This is a genomic window from Devosia neptuniae (genome assembly GCF_025452235.1).
Taxonomy (GTDB): Bacteria; Pseudomonadota; Alphaproteobacteria; order Rhizobiales; family Devosiaceae; genus Devosia.
Window position 1 is genome coordinate 559602 of sequence record NZ_CP104965.1, and the last position, 19203, is coordinate 578804.

The 19203-nt window shown below is 62.3% G+C and carries 21 protein-coding genes, 2 tRNA genes and 2 pseudogenes; 9 read left to right on the plus strand and 16 right to left on the minus strand.

Features of this window, described 5'->3' with window-relative positions; all coding sequences use genetic code 11:
• Positions 1–773: 773 nt before the first annotated feature.
• Positions 774–1118 (plus strand): annotated as a pseudogene (locus tag N8A98_RS05235) (tyrosine-type recombinase/integrase); the annotation flags it as partial.
• A 202-nt stretch (positions 1119–1320) separates the two neighbouring features.
• On the opposite strand, the gene N8A98_RS05240 reads toward N8A98_RS05235, so the two are convergent.
• The 8 genes and pseudogenes from N8A98_RS05240 to N8A98_RS05275 form a co-directional block, all read right to left on the minus strand.
• Positions 1321–1396: transfer RNA gene (locus N8A98_RS05240), tRNA-Phe, on the minus strand.
• Positions 1397–1574: 178 nt separating this feature from the next.
• Entirely contained in the window at positions 1575–1772 is a 198-nt protein-coding gene (gene yacG, locus N8A98_RS05245; protein ID WP_262169728.1) for a DNA gyrase inhibitor YacG, read from the minus strand.
• Positions 1772–2410 (minus strand): Maf-like protein, encoded by a 639-nt coding sequence (locus tag N8A98_RS05250; protein WP_113124003.1) that lies wholly within the window; start codon positions 2408–2410, stop codon positions 1772–1774. Before N8A98_RS05250 ends, yacG begins: the two co-directional genes overlap by 1 nt.
• A gap of 12 nt (positions 2411–2422) precedes the next feature.
• Positions 2423–2641 (minus strand): translation initiation factor IF-1, encoded by a 219-nt coding sequence (gene infA / locus N8A98_RS05255; RefSeq protein WP_035082742.1) that lies wholly within the window; start codon positions 2639–2641, stop codon positions 2423–2425.
• A 115-nt stretch (positions 2642–2756) separates the two neighbouring features.
• Positions 2757–3206 carry an arsenate reductase/protein-tyrosine-phosphatase family protein gene (locus N8A98_RS05260; RefSeq protein WP_262171891.1) on the minus strand — a complete coding sequence of 150 codons (450 nt, stop codon included), beginning with the start codon at positions 3204–3206 and terminating at the stop codon, positions 2757–2759.
• 75 nt (positions 3207–3281) lie between these two features.
• Positions 3282–3755 (minus strand): annotated as a pseudogene (locus tag N8A98_RS05265) (UPF0262 family protein); the annotation flags it as partial.
• An 8-nt stretch (positions 3756–3763) separates the two neighbouring features.
• Positions 3764–5056 carry a histidinol dehydrogenase gene (gene hisD / locus N8A98_RS05270; protein ID WP_262169733.1) on the minus strand — a complete coding sequence of 431 codons (1293 nt, stop codon included), beginning with the start codon at positions 5054–5056 and terminating at the stop codon, positions 3764–3766.
• A 26-nt stretch (positions 5057–5082) separates the two neighbouring features.
• The gene (locus tag N8A98_RS05275) at positions 5083–5514 is read right to left on the minus strand and encodes a DUF2948 family protein (protein WP_262169735.1); all 432 of its coding nucleotides are present in this window, start codon (positions 5512–5514) and stop codon (positions 5083–5085) included.
• A 252-nt stretch (positions 5515–5766) separates the two neighbouring features.
• Between N8A98_RS05275 and N8A98_RS05280 the strand changes: the two genes are divergently transcribed.
• The 4 genes from N8A98_RS05280 to N8A98_RS05295 are packed head-to-tail and all read left to right on the plus strand — an operon-like array spanning position 5767 to position 9417.
• Complete coding sequence (locus tag N8A98_RS05280) at positions 5767–6414, plus strand: TetR/AcrR family transcriptional regulator (RefSeq protein ID WP_262169736.1); 648 nt, start codon at positions 5767–5769, stop codon at positions 6412–6414.
• Positions 6411–7349, plus strand: coding sequence for an HlyD family secretion protein (locus tag N8A98_RS05285; protein ID WP_262169737.1), 939 nt, complete (start codon positions 6411–6413; stop codon positions 7347–7349). The genes N8A98_RS05280 and N8A98_RS05285 overlap by 4 nt, the downstream gene beginning before the upstream one ends.
• Positions 7346–8284 (plus strand): ABC transporter ATP-binding protein, encoded by a 939-nt coding sequence (locus tag N8A98_RS05290; RefSeq protein ID WP_262169738.1) that lies wholly within the window; start codon positions 7346–7348, stop codon positions 8282–8284. The genes N8A98_RS05285 and N8A98_RS05290 overlap by 4 nt, the downstream gene beginning before the upstream one ends.
• Positions 8281–9417 (plus strand): ABC transporter permease, encoded by a 1137-nt coding sequence (locus N8A98_RS05295; protein ID WP_262169739.1) that lies wholly within the window; start codon positions 8281–8283, stop codon positions 9415–9417. The genes N8A98_RS05290 and N8A98_RS05295 overlap by 4 nt, the downstream gene beginning before the upstream one ends.
• Here N8A98_RS05295 and N8A98_RS05300 read toward each other — a convergent pair.
• The 3 genes from N8A98_RS05300 to N8A98_RS05310 all read right to left on the minus strand — a co-directional run bounded on the left by N8A98_RS05300 (position 9414) and on the right by N8A98_RS05310 (position 11479).
• Positions 9414–9788, minus strand: a complete 375-nt coding sequence (locus tag N8A98_RS05300) for a VOC family protein (RefSeq protein WP_262169741.1) — start codon at positions 9786–9788, stop codon at positions 9414–9416. The two genes, N8A98_RS05295 and N8A98_RS05300, sit on opposite strands and share 4 nt — an antisense overlap.
• Before the next feature lie 4 nt (positions 9789–9792).
• Positions 9793–11085 (minus strand): UDP-N-acetylglucosamine 1-carboxyvinyltransferase, encoded by a 1293-nt coding sequence (murA, locus tag N8A98_RS05305; protein WP_113121644.1) that lies wholly within the window; start codon positions 11083–11085, stop codon positions 9793–9795.
• Between the two features lie 229 nt (positions 11086–11314).
• Positions 11315–11479: a hypothetical protein gene (locus tag N8A98_RS05310; RefSeq protein ID WP_262169743.1), complete on the minus strand. Its 165-nt coding sequence runs from the start codon at positions 11477–11479 to the stop codon at positions 11315–11317.
• A 181-nt stretch (positions 11480–11660) separates the two neighbouring features.
• Between N8A98_RS05310 and N8A98_RS05315 the strand changes: the two genes are divergently transcribed.
• Positions 11661–11735, plus strand: a tRNA-Thr gene (locus N8A98_RS05315).
• 94 nt (positions 11736–11829) lie between these two features.
• Here N8A98_RS05315 and N8A98_RS05320 read toward each other — a convergent pair.
• Positions 11830–12219 (minus strand): PRC-barrel domain-containing protein, encoded by a 390-nt coding sequence (locus N8A98_RS05320; RefSeq protein WP_262169744.1) that lies wholly within the window; start codon positions 12217–12219, stop codon positions 11830–11832.
• A gap of 154 nt (positions 12220–12373) precedes the next feature.
• On the opposite strand from N8A98_RS05320, the gene N8A98_RS05325 reads away from it, so the two are divergent.
• The gene (locus N8A98_RS05325) at positions 12374–12673 is read left to right on the plus strand and encodes a hypothetical protein (protein ID WP_262169745.1); all 300 of its coding nucleotides are present in this window, start codon (positions 12374–12376) and stop codon (positions 12671–12673) included.
• Positions 12674–12721: 48 nt separating this feature from the next.
• Here the strand turns inward: N8A98_RS05325 and N8A98_RS05330 are convergent, their stop codons facing one another.
• Positions 12722–13384 carry a YiaD family glycine zipper/OmpA-like lipoprotein gene (locus N8A98_RS05330; protein WP_113124039.1) on the minus strand — a complete coding sequence of 221 codons (663 nt, stop codon included), beginning with the start codon at positions 13382–13384 and terminating at the stop codon, positions 12722–12724.
• A gap of 101 nt (positions 13385–13485) precedes the next feature.
• Positions 13486–14256 (minus strand): SDR family NAD(P)-dependent oxidoreductase, encoded by a 771-nt coding sequence (locus tag N8A98_RS05335; protein ID WP_262169747.1) that lies wholly within the window; start codon positions 14254–14256, stop codon positions 13486–13488.
• Between the two features lie 262 nt (positions 14257–14518).
• Here N8A98_RS05335 and hemA point away from each other — a divergent pair, with 262 nt between their 5' ends.
• Positions 14519–15799 carry a 5-aminolevulinate synthase gene (gene hemA / locus N8A98_RS05340; protein ID WP_113124037.1) on the plus strand — a complete coding sequence of 427 codons (1281 nt, stop codon included), beginning with the start codon at positions 14519–14521 and terminating at the stop codon, positions 15797–15799.
• 193 nt (positions 15800–15992) lie between these two features.
• Here the strand turns inward: hemA and N8A98_RS05345 are convergent, their stop codons facing one another.
• Both N8A98_RS05345 and mscL read right to left on the minus strand, forming a co-directional pair.
• Positions 15993–16628 carry a response regulator transcription factor gene (locus N8A98_RS05345; RefSeq protein ID WP_162740483.1) on the minus strand — a complete coding sequence of 212 codons (636 nt, stop codon included), beginning with the start codon at positions 16626–16628 and terminating at the stop codon, positions 15993–15995.
• Between the two features lie 294 nt (positions 16629–16922).
• Entirely contained in the window at positions 16923–17357 is a 435-nt protein-coding gene (gene mscL / locus N8A98_RS05350; protein WP_113123773.1) for a large conductance mechanosensitive channel protein MscL, read from the minus strand.
• Positions 17358–17528: 171 nt separating this feature from the next.
• Here mscL and N8A98_RS05355 point away from each other — a divergent pair, with 171 nt between their 5' ends.
• Positions 17529–19151, plus strand: a complete 1623-nt coding sequence (locus N8A98_RS05355; RefSeq protein WP_113123772.1) for an ATP-binding response regulator — start codon at positions 17529–17531, stop codon at positions 19149–19151.
• The last annotated feature ends 52 nt before the right edge of the window (positions 19152–19203 follow it).

The following is a 19203-nucleotide window of genomic DNA, read 5'->3' on the forward strand; positions in this document are numbered from 1 at the left end:
CTCCGCCTCGTTGTTCGATGAGATGGTGAAGGACGGCCGCGCCCCCAGACCGAAACTAATAAACAGCAGGACAATTTGGGATCGCGTCGCCTTGGACACCTGTTTCGACTCTCTGCCGACAAAGGACACGTGCAACCCGTGGGACGCCTCATATGGCTAAGTTTCGGCTGCGTGACGGCAGCGGAGAAATATCCCTAAGGCACACCATCGAAGACACCGACCGACACGGTAACGTGCGAGTTTACTTCCGCAAGCCAGGGAACGCGAAGATTCGTCTCGTTGAACCACCTGGCACCGATGCTTTCTTGCTGGAATATCGCAGGGCCGCTTCTGGTGAAACCACGACCGCTAAAAGATCGCCGACGCCAAAGTCGGGCGCCGACACATTGTCGTGGCTCATCGATCGCTATTTCGAGTCGGCGGAATTCCAAGGCCTGAACATCCGCACCCAGTATGTGCGACGGCTTATCCTTGGCCATATCGCCGCAGCAGATGGCAACAAGCCATACAAGCTTCTTGAGACCAAGCATGTGCGCAGAATGCGTGACCTCAAGGCCAAGCAGCCAGAAGCAGCTAACGGCCGCGTAAAGGCCCTGCGCGCGGTCTATGCATGGGCAGTGTTGCCAGGTGTTGAGCTCGTAACGACCAACCCAGCCAAAGACGTTCCTTACATTGAAGCAAAAGGCGACGGGCACCATTCCTGGACGGACGAAGAGATTGCCAAGTTTGAGGACCACCACCCCGTTGGAACTAAGGCGCGCCTCGCAATGGCAATGTTGATTCACTTGGCTCAGCGCCGGAGCGACGTTGTCCTATTCGGCCCACAACACGTCCAGGCCGGGAAGTTGGTTTTCACTCAGCAAAAGAACCGGGGCATTAAGAAAAAGGCAGTCACCCTGCAGATACCAATAGAGCCGGAGCTACAGGCAATTATCGACGCCTCCCCTATCGGCGCGGAGGCTTTCCTCGTTACCGAATTTGGCAAGCCGTTCACTGCAAATGGCTTCGGCAATTGGTTCAGAGAGAGATGCAACGAGGCCGAGCTGCGGCACTGCAGCGCCCACGGGCTGCGCAAAGCCGCATCAAGGCAACTAGCCGAAACCGGCGCCACCGGGCACCAAATCATGGCTGTAACCGGCCACAGGACACTCAAGGAGGTAGATCGGTATACCAAAGCCGTACACCAACCGCTCCTGGCCGAACAAGCACTGTCGAAACGTCGTGCCGCGAGGCAAAAAGTCCCACTTTTTGAACCCCACTACGACGGTGGGACAAAAGGAGCCACTAAGCCGTTGGAAACAAATGAGGAGGAAAGGCTTGTGGTGCCCGGGACCGGAATCGAACCAGTGACACGCGGATTTTCAATCCGCTGCTCTACCAACTGAGCTACCCGGGCAACGGGGCGGAAGGACCGCCCGGCGTCAAGCCATGGGCCTTATAGGGGAAGGGTTTTTGGCGCGCAAGCGGGAAAAGGGGGTGTGGAAAAGGAGTTTGGGAATGGTGCAGGAATAGCGGCACGACCTCGTGGTTCGACAGGCTCACCATGAGGTCTACTCGGCATAGTCCCGCGATGACTAAATATTGTCGTCTTCGTCGGCGCCGGGGATGGAGGTGTCATTGACCGGCTCGTCATCGCGGGCGGGGATGACGTAGCTGCCGGTGAACCAGCGATTGAGATCGACATCGGCGCAGCGGGCGGAGCAGAAGGGGCGGTATTTTTCGACCGCAGGCTTGCCGCAAATGGGGCAGGTTTTGACGGGGACCTTAGCCATCAGACGCCGGACAGCGCGGATTGGTTGAGCCAGTTGAAATGAACCGGATAGCCCTCCCCGGCGAGGACCGAGGCGGTTTCTGCCAGGGGCAGGCCGACGACGCCGGTATAGGAGCCAACAAGCTTGACGACGAAGGCCCCGGCAATGCCCTGGATGGCGTAGCCGCCGGCTTTGTCGCGCCATTCTGCTGAGGCCAGATAGGCTTCCATCTCGCGGGTGGAGAGGCGCTTGAAGCGGATGCGGGTTTCGACCAGGCGCTGGCGCTTGGCGCCCGAGGGCGTCAGAACGGTCAGCGCGGTATAGACGCGATGGGCGCGGCCCGAGAGCAGCGCAAGGCATTGGGATGCCTCTTCCATAGTCTCGGCCTTGGGCAGGATGCGGCGGCCAACGGCAACCACCGTATCGGCGGCCAACACGAGGGCCCCGGCGCCATAGCCGGCGGAGCGCGCCTTGTGTTGAGCGGTCAAAGCCTTCAGATCGGCCAAGCGCTGGGCCAGCTTGCGCGGCAATTCACCCTTTTCGGGGGTTTCATCGACGTGGGCGGGCACCAGATGCTCGGGCTCGATGCCAATCTGGTTGAGCAAGGCAAGACGCCGCGGCGAGGCGGAAGCCAGGATGAGTTCCGGACGGCTGGCCATCGGCGCGGTGCCTTACTTAAAGCGGTAGGTGATGCGACCCTTGGTCAGGTCATAGGGCGTCATTTCGCACAGGACCTTGTCGCCAGCCAGCACACGGATGCGATTCTTGCGCATGCGGCCAGCGGTGTGAGCAATGATTTCATGCTCGTTTTCCAACTTGACCCGGAAGGTCGCGTTGGGAAGCAATTCAGTTACCACGCCCGGAAATTCGAGCACTTCTTCCTTCGCCATACTGTCTCCTGAAAGGACCCACGGGGCATCGATTTGCCGCCCGGGGGCCGGAAATTGCGCGCAACCTATAGGAATTCAAAGGATTTGTGAACCACTTGCGCCACGTCCGCGCAAGTCAGTTCTGGTCGCCCTTCCGAACCGCAAAAGTGGTGTCTACTTTTGCTGGAAGCGCTCCTGAAACCAATGGTTCCAAGCGCGTGCGCACGCGCTTGCGCAGGCTATCGCGCAGATCGCGATAGGCCTGCAAAATCAGCTCGCGGCTGCCCTCCACAAGCGAAGGATCGGCCACCTGCCATTGCTCAACCGCACCGGCCTCGAGACCCTTGCGGGCCACGGCTTCGGGAGCATCGTCGGAAAGGGTGATGACGAGATCGAAACGGTTGGCAACCAGTTCATCCAGGATATGGGGCGTGTGCACGCTCATATCAATGCCGATCTCTTCCATGACCTCATGGACGAACTGATCGGCCTTGCCGCCGTTGACGCCCACCGAGCGGGCAATGATACGGCCAGGAAACGCCTGGCGCGCGAGGGCCGCCGCAATGGGCGAGCGCACCGAATTCATCGAGCAGACAAACAGCACGCTGGGCAATTCGCTTTTGCTCTCGTCGATCCGGCTGGCATAGGGCTGGACGGCGCAGATGAGGGTGAAGAGGCGCCGGGCGGTATTGAGATCGATGATGATCTTGTTGGTGAGGCGGGTGCGCAGCAGCTCGGCGGCGTCATTATGGAGGCCCCGCCGAGCCATATCGACGGTTTCGATCTGGAAGGGCTGGGCGGACCGGATGGCCTCGTAATAGGCGTCGCGGATGCGGAAATAGTCGCGGATCAGCCGGCGGAACGGGGTAAGCGAGAGGTAATGGGCGGCGATGGGCTGGAAGGTTTCGGGGTGGCGCACATCGAGCACGATGAAATTGCCGATAATCGACATATGCAGCGCGAACGGCCCCTTGGCGGCAACGCGGGCGGGCCGGAAGCTGTTGTTTTCGAGCAGGTCATAAATGGCGATGCGCCATTCATGCACCTCGTCGGGATTGATCGAGGTGATGGTGTTGGGGTCGAGCGTGACGGTCACCAGGCGATCGGTCGTTGCGATTTCGCCCGCTGTTCCCATCGTAATGCTCAATGATTGAGCCGGATGGAAATGGACCGTCCATGGCCATCAAGGGCTTCCACTTCGGCAATGGTGACGGCGGCCTCGCGCAAGGCGGCAAGCGAGCTGGGATCGCAGCGCAGGATCGAGGTGCGCTTCATGAAGTCGAGCACGCCAAGGCCTGAAGCGAATCGCGCCGAGCGGGCGGTGGGCAGCACGTGGTTGGAGCCGCCGACATAATCGCCAATGGCTTCGGGCGTGTGGTGGCCAAGGAAGATCGCGCCGGCATGGCGGATGGCGGGGAGAATCATTTCGGGATCATCGAGCGCCAGTTCGACGTGTTCGGAGGCGATGCGATTGGCCAGGTCCGCCGCTTCATCGAGCGAGCCGACGGTGATAATGGCGCCGAATTCGTCCCAGCCCTGGCGGGCAATGGTCTGCTTGGGCAGGAGGGAGAGCTGGCGATCGACCTCGGCGTCGACCGCGTCGGCCAGGCCTTTTTCGGTGGTGACGAGAATGGACTGGGCCCCTGCCCCGTGTTCGGCCTGGGCGATCAGATCAGCGGCAACCCAGGCGGGGTTGGCCGAGCCATCGGCGATGACCAGGACTTCGGAGGGGCCGGCGATCATGTCGATGCCGACCTGGCCGAAGACCTGGCGCTTGGCGGTGGCGACAAAGGCATTGCCGGGGCCGACGACCTTGTCGACGCGGGGGATGGCAGCGGTGCCATAGGCAAGGGCCGCGATAGCCTGGGCGCCGCCGATCCGGTAGATTTCGGTGACGCCGGCAATCCTGGCGGCGGCGAGAATGGCCGAAGCGAGCTGGCCATTGGGCGTGGGCACGACCATGGCGATGCGCTCGACGCCGGCAACCTTGGCGGGCACCGCATTCATCAGCACCGAGGAGGGATAGGAGGCCAGCCCCCCCGGCACATAGATGCCGACGGCGTCGATCGCCGTCCAGCGGGTGCCCAGGGTGACGCCCAGATCATCGGTATAAATGTGATCTTCGGGCCGCTGCTTTTCGTGGTGGGCCCGGATGCGGTCATGGGCGAATTGCAGCGCGCTCATGACGTCAGGGGTGACGCGGGCGGTGGCGGCGTCGATCTCGTCCTGGCTGAATTTGAGTGTGTCCGGGGTGACGCCGGCATGGTCGAATTTATTGGTCAGTTCCGCCACGGCAACGTCGCCGCGCGCGCGCACGTCGGCGATGATGGATGCGACGATGTCGCCCACTTCCTGGCTGCTTTCACGCTTGCCGCCGAGCAGAGCGACAAAGGCTTGCTCGAAATCGGGGCTGGCGCTGTCGAGGCGGATCGGCATGAGATTCCTGTCGGTCTAAGGATTGGTCAGTCGAGCGTGTGGGCGGGCTTGGCGGTGGCGGCCCAGGCGGCGCCCAGATCGGAGAGGCGGGCTTCAAGGCATTCGACGCCGAGCCGGACGGTGCCGCCGCCGGCAAAGCTGAGCTCGACCATGCCGGCCGGACCATCGATGGGGATGAAGGTGATGGCGAGCAGGTTCAGCACGCCATCATGGGCGTTGGGATCGAACCCGGCGGTTACCACCGATTGGACGGCATCGAAATGCAGCGCGGCGCGCTTGCGCACGCCCTTGCCACGCGGCTTGTCGCTTTCCCAATCATAGCGGTTCATCAGCAGGGCAAAGCGCCGGTCGCCGCGGGCATAGCCCATATCTGCCACCCGCACCACGGCATCCTGCACATGGGCGGACAGCACATCGAGATCTTCGGTATCAAGCGCCAGAAGCTTGAGATCGGTCATGGTATTGGCGGCCTTTTGTGTGTCGAGACGACCCTATCTGGTCACGCAATACCCGATCTACAAGTTTGCCGGCATGGGGGCAATGCGGGCGGGGAAAAAAAGGCGCCTTGCCTAGCTATCCGTTTGCCTCGGCCGCAGCACCCCGCCTCCCGCCTCTGCCTCCCTCCCGCCCTCCCCGCTCACCAAGAACACCGCTCTTGCAAATAACTGACCAGTCAGTTATTTTGTACGGCAACGCATTGGAGCCCACCCATGACCGAGACACCGAAGAAATTCCGCCGGCGGGCTGAGGCGCGGCCGGATGAGGTGCTGGATGCGGCGCTGGCGGTGTTTGTGGAGAAGGGCTATGCGGCGGCCAAGGTGGATGAGGTGGCGCGGCGGGCGGGCGTGTCCAAGGGCACGGTCTATCTGTATTTTCCATCCAAGGAAGCGCTGATCGAGGGGATAGTGCGGCGGGCGGTGGCGCCGATTGCGCTGCGGGCGCTGCCGGATCTCGAGACCTATGAGGGCGATCCGCGCGTGCCCATCACCATGCTGCTGACTGTACTGATCCAGCAATTGGCGCGGCCCGAGGCGATCGCCGTACCCAAGCTGATCCTTCGGGAAGTGCTGAGCTTTCCCTTCATCGCCACGTTCTATCGCAACGAAGTGCTCGACAAGGTGATGCCGGCACTGGTCCGGTTGATCCGGCGCGGGGTGGACAGTGGCACACTGCGCAAGGTCGATCCCGAACTGACGGTGCGCTCGATCATCGGACCGCTGCTGGCCCATGTGGCGCTGGGCGAATTGTTCGGCATCATGCCGGAAGGCGGGGACCTGGCGCTTGACCGGTTCGTCGCCAACCATCTCGATATCCTGTTTCACGGCATCAGCACGCAACCGGCGGAGGCGCGGCCATGAGCGATTTCCTCGGGGGTATTTTCGCAGCGTTGATGGCCTTGCTACCCGGTGGGGCGGGTGATGCGGGTGGCTATCCGGGATATCTGGAGGCTGACTATGTCTATGTGGCGCCGGTGGGTGCCGGGCGCATTGCCGATATGGCGGTGGCGGAGGGCCAGCCGGTTGCCATGGGTGACATGCTGTTCACCCAGGACGATGCGCAGCAGCAGGCGCTGCTGACGGCAGCGCTGGCGCGCCGGCAATCGGCAGAGGCTAATCTGGATAATCTGACGACCGGCAGCCGGGCGCTGGAAATTGACGTGATCCGTGCCTCGCTGGCCAAGGCGCGCTCGGATCTGGCGCTGGCGCAATCGAACCTGGCGCGCAGCGAGAAGTTGCTGGCGGCAGGTACGACAACGCAAGCGCGGGTCGAGCAGGATCGGGCGGCGCTGGCCTCGGCGCAGGCGCAGGTGGCCCAATTCACGGCGCAAGTGGGCGTGGCCGAATTGCCGGCGCGCAATGCGCAACAGGTGGCGGCGGAGGCCGAGTTGGAGGCTGCAGCCGCCGATGCCAATCGCGCGCAGCTTGACCTGAGGGATCGCCAGACCATGGCGCCGGTGGCGGGCATTGTGGATCGGTTGTTCTATTCCGCCGGCGAGATTGCGACGGCGGGAACGCCGGTGGTTTCGATCCTGCCAGCAGGGGCGCTCAAGGCCCGGTTCTTCGTGCCGGAGGCTGACCGGTCGGCGCTGGCGGTGGGCGGCATGGTGCAGGTGGGATGCGATGGCTGCACGGCCATGTCAGCCCGGATCACCTATTTCGCCAGCGAGCCGCAGACCACCCCGCCGGTGATCTATTCGAAGGAGGAGCGCGGGCGGCTGGTCTATCTGGTGGAAGCCGAGTTGGAAGCACCCGGCGGTTTACGGCCGGGCCAGCCGGTGACGGTGACGCGGTGACCGAGGAAAACGTCATCGACGTGACCGGGCTCACCAAGAGCTTTGGCGACAAGCTGGTGGTCGACCATTTCGACATCCGGGTGCCGCGCGGCGCCATTTATGGCTTTCTGGGGCCGAATGGATCGGGGAAAACCACGACGATCCGTATGCTGTGCGGGTTGCTGCTGGCCGATGCGGGGCAAGGCACGTGCCTGGGATTTGATGTGCGCAAGCAGGCCGCCGCGATCAAGACGCAGGTCGGCTATATGACGCAGAAATTCAGCCTCTATGAAGACCTGACCATTCGCGAAAATCTCGATTTCGTGGCGCGGATGTATGGCATTGCCAATCGGGACCAGCGGGTGAGCGCCGCGCTGGCCGATCTGGGGCTGGCCGATCGCTCAGGACAATTGGCGGGTACCCTGTCGGGTGGCTGGAAACAGCGACTGGCGCTGGCGGCCTGCCTGATCCACGACCCGCAATTGCTGCTGCTGGACGAGCCCACGGCAGGCGTCGATCCCAAGGCGCGACGCGATTTCTGGGATGAAATCCGCCGGCTGAGCAAGGCCGGCGTCACCGTATTGGTCTCGACCCATTACATGGACGAGGCGGTGCAGTGCGATTTCATCACCTATATCGCCTATGGCAAGAAGCTGATCGACGGGCCGGCCGCCGACATTCCCAAAATGGTGGGGCTGACCACCTGGCGCGCGGAGGGGCCGGACCTCGCCGCGCTGGAGGCCGAGCTTACCGGGCAGCCTGGCGTGCTGCAGATTGCGCGGTTCGGTTCGACCCTGCATGTCTCGGGCACTGATGCGGCAGCGCTGGAAAACACGGTGCGGCAACACGAGGCCAAGGGTCGCTATCGCTGGAGCCTGCAGGCGGCGGGGCTTGAGGAAGCGTTCATTTACCTCATGACGGGGGCGCGCGATAATTTCGCGCGGGATGCGGCATGAACCGGTTTTTCTCGCTGTCGCGCTTTGGCGCGGTGCTGCTCAAGGAATTCATCCAGATGCGGCGCGACCGCGTCACCTTTGCCATGATGATCGGCCTGCCCATCATTCAATTGCTGCTGTTCGGCTTTGCCATCAATACCGATCCGCGCCATCTGCCGACGCTGGTCGAAGTCAATGATGACGGTCCCTTGGTGCGCGCGGTGCTGGCGGGGATGCAGACGTCGGGTTATTTCGATTTTGAAGGCGTGGTGCATGGTCCCAGCGAAGGCGAAGACGCGCTACGGCGCGGCAGCGCCAATTTCGTCGTGGTCATTCCCGCTCATTTCGAGCGCGATGTGATCCGTCGGCGGCGGCCCGATATTCTGGTGGCTGCCGATGCGGCGGACCCGTCGGCGGTGGGCGGCGCGACGGCGGCGCTGAGCGGGATCATTGCGGGCGCGATGAGCCAGACGCTGACCGGGCCGCTGGCCCAGGCGGCGGGGGCCCCTGCCCCGTTCGGCGTCATCGTACACCGCGCCTATAACCCCGAGGGCAAGACCTCGACCAATATCGTGCCGGGGCTGCTCGCCATCATCCTCTCAATGACCATGGTGATGATCACTGCGGTGGCGATCGTCAAAGAGCGCGAGCGCGGCACGATGGAAATGCTGATCTCGACGCCGGTGCGGCCATTCGAAGTGATGCTGGGCAAAATCCTGCCCTATGTGCTGGTGGGCTATGTGCAGACCGCGGTGTTCCTCGTGGCCGCGTTTGCGCTGTTCGGCGTACCGTTCGAGGGCACGTTCATGGCCTTCTTCATCGGCTTCAATCTGTTCATCCTTGGCAATCTGGCGCTGGGCTTTCTGATCTCGACGCTGGCGCGCAATCAGATGCAGGCCATGCAACTGAGCCTTTTCACCATCCTGCCCTCGATCCTGCTGAGTGGCTTCATGTTTCCCTTTGCCGGCATGCCGGGCTGGGCACAAAGCATCGGTGTCGCCGTGCCGGCGACACACTTCATGCGGCTGGTGCGTATGGTGATGCTGAAAGGGGCCGATAGCTGGGATCTGGGCAGCGAGTTTTTCGCGCTGGCGGTGATCGTCGGCGTGATCTCGGTGGTGGCGATGATGCGCTATCGGCAGACGCTGGATTAGAGCCCCTGCATCCAGCCGATAATGGCGCCGGTGGGATCGCTCAGTACGCAAAGGCGTCCGATGCCGGGCACGTCATGGGGACCGCGAATTACGCTGGCCCCGTGCTCCACGGCAATGGCGAACCGGCGGTCGATATCGTTCACTTCGACAAAGCCCAGCCAATAGGATTGTGGGCCAGCCAGATAGCCTTGGTTCAAGGTACCAAGACCGCCGACCATTTCATCGCCCGAGCGGATGACGAAATAGGGTTCGCCGGCCAGATCGTAATTCTCGTAGGTCCAGTCCAGCGTCGCGGTGAAGAAGGCCTTGGCCTTCTCCACATCCGTAGTCAGCAGGTCATGCCAGGCGAATAACCCGTGCGGCCTGCTCATGGCGCTAGCCGGCGAGGCGTTCGATTTCGGCGCCGCAACGGCTCAGCTTGTCTTCAAGCCGCTCGAAGCCGCGGTCGAGGTGATAGATCCGATTGACCACGGTTTCACCCTTGGCGGCGAGGCCGGCAATGACCAGTGAGACCGAGGCGCGCAAATCGGTTGCCATCACCTGGGCGCCCTTGAGCTGGGACTTGCCGGTGACCGTGGCGACCTGGCCATCAACGGTGATATCGGCGCCGAAGCGGGCCAGTTCGGCCACATGCATGTAGCGATTTTCGAAAATGGTTTCGCGGATCTGGCTGGTGCCTGAGCTCATGGTCATCAGCGCCATGAACTGGGCCTGCAGGTCCGTGGGGAAACCGGGGAAGGGATCGGTTTCGATATCGACCGGCTGGATGCCATTGCCATTGCGATAGACGCGCAGGCCATCGGCCTCGGGGGTGATCACCGTGCCGGTCCGGCCCAAAATGTCGAGGGCGGCTTCCAGATGCTCGGCGCGGGCGCCCTTGAGCAGCACATTGCCGCCGGTCATGGCGGTGGCCATGGCGAAGGTGCCGGTTTCGATGCGGTCGGGAATAACGTCTACGGTGGCGCCATGCAGCTTGTCGACGCCTTCAATGGTCAGCGTGCGCGTGCCGATGCCCGAGATTTTGGCGCCCATGGCGACGAGACATTCGGCGACATTGGTGATTTCAGGTTCCTGGGCGGCATTCTCGATAATGGTCGTGCCCTTGGCGAGCGTCGCCGCCATCATGATAGTGTGGGTAGCGCCGACCGACACCTTGGGGAAGACGATGTGGGCGCCCTTGAGGCCGCCCTTGGGCGCCTTGACCACGACATAGCCTTCATCGATGTCGATTTCCGCGCCCAGCTCCTTGAGGCCGAAGAGGAAGAGATCAACCGGCCGCGTGCCGATGGCGCAGCCGCCGGGCAGGGAAACACGGGCATTGTGTTCGCGAGCCAGCAGCGGGCCGATGACCCAGAAGCTGGCGCGCATCTTGGAGACCAGGTCATAGGGCGCGGTGGTGTCGACGATATCGGCGGCATGGAAGGTCATGCGCTGGCCCACGCCCTCATCCTCGCCGCGGCGGCGGCCATGCACGGCAATATCGACGCCGTGGTTTTCAAGGATGCGCTCGAGCTGTTTGACATCGGCGAGGCGCGGCACATTTTGCAGCACCAGCGGCTCATCGGTCAAAAGCGAGGCGATCATCAGCGGCAGCGCGGCATTCTTGGCGCCGGAGATGACGATTTCCCCGTGCAGTTCATTGCCGCCGACCAAACGAATGCGATCCATCCTGGATATCCTCAAGCGGGGCGGAAACGCCCCTGGGGTGAAAGCTGGCCTCAATAGCCGAATCGTGCCCCGCCAACAAGGCGGGCGATGTGGCTCAGGCCCGGAACGCGGGAGATCGTGCTGGAATCAGCACCTTCGCCCCATGATCTTAAATGTCTGCCGGATTTGTCGAAAACATGGTGGCGATTTCGACCCTGTGGCGTGAGGGTCAATTCAGCCCGAAAATGGTTTACGGTTTATTGCCCGTTTGCCCTTGGACGGCCGGATCGATCCCGGGTGAGCGCGTATCGGCATCGGCACGGGCCTTGAGCTGGCCTTTGCGGCGTTTGAGATTTTCGCGCAGCTTGGCGGCCAGTCTTTGCTCGCGCTGCGCCGCCTGTTCGGATTTGCTCATCGGTCCGGCATTAGTCCGTATTGTCGCAAGGTTTGTGGCGAAAAGCCGGCCCGCGGCTTTGGCCCCTTGATCTCAGGTTGGCACTTGCAGGTTGATATGCGCTTTTTGGCCTTGCGTCGAGGTTTGGCCTATGGCACTAGAGCGCCCGTCGCCGGACCCGGGCCAAGCCCGCCGCGCAGATGCTGCCGTAGCTCAGTGGTAGAGCACTCCCTTGGTAAGGGAGAGGCCGACAGTTCAATCCTGTCCGGCAGCACCATTCGGATTTTCCTGATATCGATCTGCCGCTGCAGTGACGCAGAAAACCGGCGCCCTTGAAGGACGCCGGCTGTGCATGGCTCGTGCTGCCGGGGTTAGATCCAGTATGGGGCGACGCCGTAATAGTCGTAGACGCGGCGGCCGTTTTCGGCGGTCCAGTAGTCTTCGTCGTCGGTATCGTATTTGGGGGCGCCTTCGAGCTGGTCCTTGGTGACGTCGACCCGGTAGCCGCCCAGGCTTTCGTCATAGTTCAGCTTGCTCCAGGGGAGTGGGTAATGGTCGTGGCCCATGCCGAGGAAGCCGCCGAAGCTGAGGACGGCGTAGGATACCTTGCCGCTGCGCTTTTCCACCAGGATGCGTTCGATGGAGCCAATGTGCTCGCCACGGGGATCGTAGACCTTGGTACCCTCGACCTTGTCGGAGGCGATCAGATCGTGGGTTTCCTTGACGTCGGGGTCGCGGTTGCGAATATCGTCGTGAGCCATTTCGAACTCCTCTTCGTTGGATGCTAGGGCAACGCGAATTTTTCCCCTTGGGTTCCGCGATAGAAAAAGCGTGATCGAAAAGCCCGGTGTGGGCGCGGCCTTGGAACCGCTGCCTGCAACGGGCATTGAATCGGCAGAACCGAGGGAGACGAACATGGCCGATGCACCCAAGACTCCGACGCCCACTGTCGCCAATGTGGACAATCTGATCGACGAGAATGGCGCGCGTGTCGACTTGCCGGATGGCACGCCGATCAAGGTGGCGGGCGAGCATGACGAGACCGTGGGCGCGACCGGGCCGACCAATTGGTGGCTTTACGGCGTGGTGGGGCTGGCGATCGTGATTGCGGTGCTGCTGGTGCTGCAAATGTTCAACGGCGCGCCGGGCAGTGATGTGCAGCCGGCGACACCAACGTCGGCTCCGGTGGTGGAGCCGGTGGCGCCGGCGCAATAAAAAAGCGCGGCACCAAGGCCGCGCTTTTCATTCTGGATAGAGGTCCGATCAGCCGTTGATGGGCGAGATCTGGATTTCGACGCGACGGTTCTGAGCGCGACCCTGTTCGGTGGCGTTGGACGCGATCGGGCTTGATTCGCCCTTGCCTTCGATGAAGAAGCGGCGCTGGTCGATGCCCTGATTGGCGAGGATCGTGGCGACCGAAACGGCGCGGCGCTGGGACAGCGACAGATTGTAATTGTCATCGCCCTGGCTATCGGTGTGGCCATAGACATCGACAATGGTCTTGTCGAACTTCTTGAGCACCAGCGCCACCGAGACCAGGGTCTGGTTGAACTGGGGCTGCACATTGGACTGGTCGGTGGCGAAAGTGATGTTGGACGGCATGTTGAGGATGATCTGCTGGCCAACGCGGGTCACCGAAACGCCGGTCCCCTGCAGCTGGGCGCGCAATTCGGCCTCCTGCTGATCCATGTAGCTGCCGATGGCAGCGCCGGTGAGGCCACCCACGCCGGCGCCGATCAGGGCGCCAACGCGCGGATCGCCACCGACGGCTGCGCCAACTAGGGCACCAGCAATGGCACCGCCGCCCGTGCCGATCAGCGCGCCGCCGGCCGTATTGGAGAGCTGGGATTCACCAGTATAGGGATTGGTGGTGCAGGCGGTCAGCGCCAGCGTCGCGGCAAGAGCCACGAGAATCTTGGATTTCATCGATTGTCCCCCTGAAGGATTAAGTGCCCGTTTTGCGGATGGAATGCGGCAGGAAGGTGATGAATCAAATATGCTGAACAAGTGATGAACGAGAATGAGGTTCAAGCATTGGCCCAGCCGCCATCGACGACGAATTGCTGGGCCGAAATCATGGCGCTGTCATCGGCAGCAAGGAACAGGGCCATGCGGGCAATGTCGTCGGGATAGACGCGGCCGGCCAGTACCTGGTTCTGATCGATCAGCTTCTCGCCCTCGGCATTGAGCCAATGGGTCAATTGCCGCTCGGTCATGACCCAGCCGGGGACCAGGGAATTGACGCGAATGCCCGAGCCGCCCAATTCGCGCGCCATGGCGCGGGTCAGCCCATGGGCAGCGGCCTTGGCGGTTTCGTAGATCGGGATGCGGGAGGACATGATCATCCAGCTGATCGAGCCGGTATTGATGATCGAGCCCCGCCCGGCGCGGACCATGCCCGGCGCCACGGCCTGAATGGCAAAGAAGGCATGCTTGAGATTGACCGCCATGCGATCATCCCAATAGGCGGGGGTGACATCGGTCCAATCGTGGCGCTGGTCATGGGCGGCGTTGTTGACCAGTGCCAGCGCATCGCCATGGGCGGCGGCAAAGCCGGCAATCGCGGCCTGGTAGATTTCGGTTTCGGTGACATCGCAGGGGGTGAACAGCACTTCCTGGCCCTGCCCGACCAGCTCGGCGGCAAGCTTTTCGCCGGCATCGAGCGCGATATCGACGAAGCCGACCCTGGCGCCCTGGGCGGCAAAATTGCGCACCAGGCTTTCCCCGATGCCCGAGGCACCGCCGGAGATGACGACCGGCATGCCGGTCAGGCTGGGATAGTGGGCAAATCGGGTCATGACGGCTCCTCCGCCGGAGTGGTAGCGTGAGGCGGAGGGGCGTGCAAGACGGCTTGCCAAAAGTCTATGCAAAGCATTGGCAGCAGAGCCTTTGCACTTTAGAATGAGTCTGATGTTGCTCGCGACCGCCCCCACGGACGGACCCCGCAAAGCCGCGCGGCGAATTGACCTATGTCAATGGCTGGCCGCGAGGATTAGGTACTCTTCTATTCTGCCAGACCGGCAAAGGATCGGCCGCGGCAGGGCACAAAGGGACGTTCGAATGGACTATCGCGGTATCTTCGAAGACGCAGTGGATACGCTGCGGGCGGAAAAACGCTATCGCGTTTTCGCCGATCTCGAACGGGTGGCCGGGCATTTCCCCAAAGCGATCTATCGCGACGACGCCGACAATGCGCGCGAGATCACCATCTGGTGCTCCAATGACTATCTGGGCATGGGCCAGCACCAAAAGGTGGTCGCGGCCATGCAGGAGACTGCCGGCAAGCTGGGCGTTGGCGCCGGCGGCACCCGCAATATTTCGGGCACCAATCGCCCGCTGGTCGAGCTGGAACGCTCGCTGGCCGATCTGCATCGCAAGGAAGCGGCGCTGGTATTCACCTCGGGCTTTGTGTCTAACGAAGCGGCGATCTCGACCATTGCGCGGCTCCTGCCCGATTGCGTGATCTTTTCCGACCAGCTCAACCATGCCTCGATGATCCAGGGCGTGCGCCAATCGGGCATGCAGAAGGTCATCTTCCGGCACAATGACGTGGCGCATCTGCGCGAATTGCTGATGCAGGTGGATCGCAAGCGGCCCAAGCTGATCTGCTTTGAATCGATCTATTCGATGGATGGCGATATCGCCCCGATCAAGGACATCTGCGACCTGGCCGAGGAATTCGGCGCGCTGACCTATATCGATGAAGTCCATGCCGTGGGCATGTATGGCCCGCGCGGCGGCGGCATTGCCGAGCGCGACGGCCTGATGGAGCGCATCGATATCATCGAGGGCACGCTGGCCAAGGGCTTTGGCACGATGGGTGGCTATATCGCGGCCAATCGTGCCATCGTTGATGCCGTGCGGTCCTATGCGCCTGAATTCATTTTCACCACGGCCCTGCCCCCGGCATTATGCGCGGCGGCGCGGGCTTCGATCGAACACCTCAAGGGCAATGGGCAGGAGCGCATGCTGCACCAGCGCCAGGCCCGACTGACCAAGGCGATCCTGGCCGATGCGGGCCTGCCGGTGATGGAAACCGAAACCCATATCGTGCCGCTGATCGTGGGCGATGCGCGCCAGTGCAAGGCGGCCAGCGACATGCTGCTCGACAAGCACAATATCTATATCCAGCCGATCAATTACCCCACCGTGCCCAAAGGCACCGAGCGGCTGCGCATTACCCCGACCCCGCTGCATACCGACGAGATGATCTTCGAGTTGCGCCATGCGCTGGTGAGTGTGTGGACCAGCCTCGAGCTGCCGCGCGAGCGGGCCGATGCAGCGATCACGGCACGGAAATTGACCTCGGGCGATCTGACGCTGCCGACGACGGGCGGGTAGGTTCACGACCCGTCGAGGGTTCTCTTTAGGACTTTGCCGCGCTCTCCCAAGCCAAGTTCCATCGTCATCGCCCGGCTTGTCCGGGCAATCCACGCTCCCGCACACGCTGAGAGATGGATCACCCGGGTAAACCGGGTGATGACGATGAATGGAGGGAACAGCGCAAGCTGCGAAGTCGCTCCCCCTTAAAGGCCTAGCTCGTCAATACGATCCGCATCAGGTCCGCAGTATTGCGAGCGCCGAGTTTTTCCATCACCCGGGCGCGGTGCACTTCGATGGTGCGGGGGGAAATGCCCAGTTCGCGGCCGGCTTCCTTGTTGGATTGGCCGTTGGTAATCAATTGCAGCACTTCGCGTTCGCGGGGCGTGAGTTGGGAGAAGCCGCGCACTTCGACGGGGCGGCGGCCGCCTTGCATGGCGCCCAGATGCACATCCCGGCGCAGGGCATCGCGCACGACGCCCAGGAAATGCTCGGTATCGATGGGCTTGCTGATAACGTCGGAGGCACCCAGCTTCATGGCGGTTACGGCCGCGTCGAGTTGGGGGGTGTCGGACAGCATGAACACCGGCGTGCCGGTCCGCATGGCTTTGATACGACGCAGCAGGGCCAGGCCGCTTTCCTCGCCAAGCCGCAGATTGATCACCACCACATCGGGGCGGCGGCGATCGAGGCTGGCCAGAAAATGGCTGGCATCGAGAGAAAAGCTTGTCTGAAAACCCTCGAGCCTGAACAGAATGCTCAGCGCCTCGCAGGTGGATGGATCGGCATCGACAATGTGGATCAGCCGGTCACGGTTGAGAAACGAATGATAATAGGTCTGGTCGCTCATTTTGCCCTCTCTGCCCAGTTGGCAAGTTTCGCTTAATTCAAAAATTCACCTGCAGCTTGATTCCAATATCGCGCTGCCACTCGCTGCCGCCGGTCTGGGTGACGAAGCGGAATTCGTGCGGTGAAAATCGCCCCGGTATTTTGCACTAAGTGTTCCTGCCGTCCCATCGGGACAACACGTAGGAGTTATTACCTAGTTTCTAGGTATATTTACCTTTCTATTCAAGGTCAACAGACTTTCGTCCTATGATTGTGTCAAGAAAAAGGCCGGAATGTTTCCGGCCCCTTTGGATTTTCAGCGTGGATTGGCGCGCAGCGCGTCACGGATTTCGGTGAGCAGCACTTCTTCCTTGGTCGGCGCAGGAGCGGTTTCCACCGGCTCGGCAGCGGCCTTGCGCTTGAGCGAATTGATCGCCTTGACCACCATGAACAGCACGAAGGCGATGATGGTGAATTTCACGATTGCGTTGATGAACAGGCCGATATTCAGCGTGGCGACGCCGGCGGCCTTGGCGGCGGCGAGCGAGGGAACGGCAACTTCACCAGGATTGTGCAGGACAATGAACAGATTGGAGAAATCGATACCGCCGATGATCAGGCCGATCAGCGGCATGAAAACGTCGTCCACAAGCGATGATACAATGGCGCCGAAGGCAGCACCGATGATCACGCCGATAGCCAGGTCGATCATGTTGCCCTTGATGGCGAAGTCACGAAATTCCTTTAGCATGAGAAGCCCTCTCCGTTATTTGACCGGCCACTTCCCCGTCGGCATCTGCCGCACTCGTGGCGGGTTAAGGATTTATTACTAGCGACAACAAGGCAATGGGTCGAGAGTCGATCTTGCGCGGCCTGGCAGAGGGGCGGATAGTCGCCGCCACAACGGAGCGTTCAGACTTCCATGCCGAGCCAGCGCGACATCATGCCAGCCAGCCTGGCCCAGGCGATGGATCACATTCCGCAAGGGGTGGCTGTGTTCGATAGCGGGCTGCGGCTGGTCACCTCCAACAAGCGCTACAACACGCTGTTGGCGCTGCCCGAGGAATTGGTCCGGCCCGGCACGCCGCTCTTTGATATCGCGCTCTATCTGGGAGATCGCGGGGATCTGGGGCGGGGCGATGCCGCGCGGCTGGCGATCGAGCGCATCAACCTCCTCACTGCCCTGCCCTCGACGGTGACCCAACGGCTAGGCAATACCGGCCAGACGCTGGAATTTCATTCCTCGCGCCTGCCCGATGGCGGGCTGGTCATCAGCTTTTCCGATGTTACCGCCCGGGTGCGGGCCGAACGCGAACTGGAGCGGATGAACCAGTCGCTGGAAGGGCGCGTGGAAGAACGCACCGCGGCGCTGACCCGGGTCAATACCGAGCTTGAAAATGCGCGGGCCAAGGCCGACGCCGCCAACCATGACAAGACACGGTTTCTGGCGGCGGCGAGCCACGATCTATTGCAACCGCTCAATGCCGCGCGGCTCTATACCTCCACCCTGATCGAACAGGCCAAGTCGACCGCCTTCGCCGAATTGGCCAATTCCATCGAGGCCTCGCTGACGGCGGTGGAAGACATCATGTCGGCGCTGCTCGATATTTCGCGCATCGATAGCGGCGCGGTGCGGCCGGCGCCCACCGCGGTGAGCGCGCGCGATCTGCTCAAGCGCATCGAGGTGGAATTCGCGCCCATGGCGCGGGAGCGGGCCATCACGCTGCGCATCGTGAACACCCAGTCCGTGGTGCTGGCCGACCGCATGCTGGTGGGACGCATCGTGCAGAACCTGGTGTCCAATGCGATCAAGTATACGCCCAGCGGCGGCAAGGTACTGGTGGGAGCGCGGCGGCGCGGCAATCGCATCCGGATCGACGTGATCGATACCGGCATCGGCTTCAACAGGGATCAGCACAAGCTGGTGTTTGCCGAATTTTCGCGGCTCGACCGGGGCGCCCGCATGGCGCAGGGCTTGGGCTTAGGCCTTTCCATCGTGCAGCGCCTGGTGGCGACGCTGGGGCTGACGCTGGAACTGGACAGCCAGGAGGGCCGGGGCTCGCGCTTTTCGCTGTTCCTGCCGGCCTCGCGCTCGACCCAGGCCAGTATCGAGAGCGGGATTGAGCCCAGCGAGAGCAATGTGGGCGTGCTCGACGTCAAGGTGCTGTGCGTGGACAATGAACGGGCGATCCTGGAGGCGATGGAGGGGCTGCTGACCCATTGGGGGTGCGATGTGCGCACGGCGCTCTCGCTCAAGCAGATCGACCGCGAGCGGCTATTGGAGGGGTGGTATCCCGATATGGTGCTGATGGATTATCACCTCGAGCAAACCTCGGGGCTCGATGCCATCGAATGGCTGCGGCACAATCTGGGCGGGCATTTGCCGGCAGCATTGGTGACGGCCGACCGCAGCCCGGCGGTACGGGCCTTGGCCGAGGATCGCGGCATTGCGGTGGTGACCAAGCCGGTCAAGCCGGCCGCGTTGCGGGCCGCGATCAGCGGGCTGGCCAACCAAAGCGGGCGGGCGGCCAAGCGGGCGGTGTGAGCAGCTAAAGTAGACCTCATCCTGAGCTTGTCGAAGGACGAGGTCGTGGCAT

Excerpts from the sequence above, each read along its gene's own strand:
- N8A98_RS05280 (WP_262169736.1), top strand. The coding sequence starts at position 5,767 with ATGACCGAGACACCGAAGAAATTCCGCCGGCGGGCTGAGGCGCGGCCG.
- hemA (WP_113124037.1), top strand. The coding sequence starts at position 14,519 with ATGGACTATCGCGGTATCTTCGAAGACGCAGTGGATACGCTGCGGGCG.
- N8A98_RS05295 (WP_262169739.1), top strand. The coding sequence starts at position 8,281 with ATGAACCGGTTTTTCTCGCTGTCGCGCTTTGGCGCGGTGCTGCTCAAG.
- N8A98_RS05300 (WP_262169741.1), bottom strand. The coding sequence starts at position 9,788 with ATGAGCAGGCCGCACGGGTTATTCGCCTGGCATGACCTGCTGACTACG.
- N8A98_RS05355 (WP_113123772.1), top strand. The coding sequence starts at position 17,529 with ATGCCGAGCCAGCGCGACATCATGCCAGCCAGCCTGGCCCAGGCGATG.
- infA (WP_035082742.1), bottom strand. The coding sequence starts at position 2,641 with ATGGCGAAGGAAGAAGTGCTCGAATTTCCGGGCGTGGTAACTGAATTG.
- N8A98_RS05250 (WP_113124003.1), bottom strand. The coding sequence starts at position 2,410 with ATGGCCAGCCGTCCGGAACTCATCCTGGCTTCCGCCTCGCCGCGGCGT.
- N8A98_RS05260 (WP_262171891.1), bottom strand. The coding sequence starts at position 3,206 with ATGAATTCGGTGCGCTCGCCCATTGCGGCGGCCCTCGCGCGCCAGGCG.
- N8A98_RS05285 (WP_262169737.1), top strand. The coding sequence starts at position 6,411 with ATGAGCGATTTCCTCGGGGGTATTTTCGCAGCGTTGATGGCCTTGCTA.
- N8A98_RS05320 (WP_262169744.1), bottom strand. The coding sequence starts at position 12,219 with ATGGCTCACGACGATATTCGCAACCGCGACCCCGACGTCAAGGAAACC.
- murA (WP_113121644.1), bottom strand. The coding sequence starts at position 11,085 with ATGGATCGCATTCGTTTGGTCGGCGGCAATGAACTGCACGGGGAAATC.
- yacG (WP_262169728.1), bottom strand. The coding sequence starts at position 1,772 with ATGGCTAAGGTCCCCGTCAAAACCTGCCCCATTTGCGGCAAGCCTGCG.
- N8A98_RS05335 (WP_262169747.1), bottom strand. The coding sequence starts at position 14,256 with ATGACCCGATTTGCCCACTATCCCAGCCTGACCGGCATGCCGGTCGTC.
- N8A98_RS05310 (WP_262169743.1), bottom strand. The coding sequence starts at position 11,479 with ATGAGCAAATCCGAACAGGCGGCGCAGCGCGAGCAAAGACTGGCCGCC.
- N8A98_RS05330 (WP_113124039.1), bottom strand. The coding sequence starts at position 13,384 with ATGAAATCCAAGATTCTCGTGGCTCTTGCCGCGACGCTGGCGCTGACC.
- N8A98_RS05275 (WP_262169735.1), bottom strand. The coding sequence starts at position 5,514 with ATGACCGATCTCAAGCTTCTGGCGCTTGATACCGAAGATCTCGATGTG.
- hisD (WP_262169733.1), bottom strand. The coding sequence starts at position 5,056 with ATGCCGATCCGCCTCGACAGCGCCAGCCCCGATTTCGAGCAAGCCTTT.
- N8A98_RS05325 (WP_262169745.1), top strand. The coding sequence starts at position 12,374 with ATGGCCGATGCACCCAAGACTCCGACGCCCACTGTCGCCAATGTGGAC.
- mscL (WP_113123773.1), bottom strand. The coding sequence starts at position 17,357 with ATGCTAAAGGAATTTCGTGACTTCGCCATCAAGGGCAACATGATCGAC.
- N8A98_RS05345 (WP_162740483.1), bottom strand. The coding sequence starts at position 16,628 with ATGAGCGACCAGACCTATTATCATTCGTTTCTCAACCGTGACCGGCTG.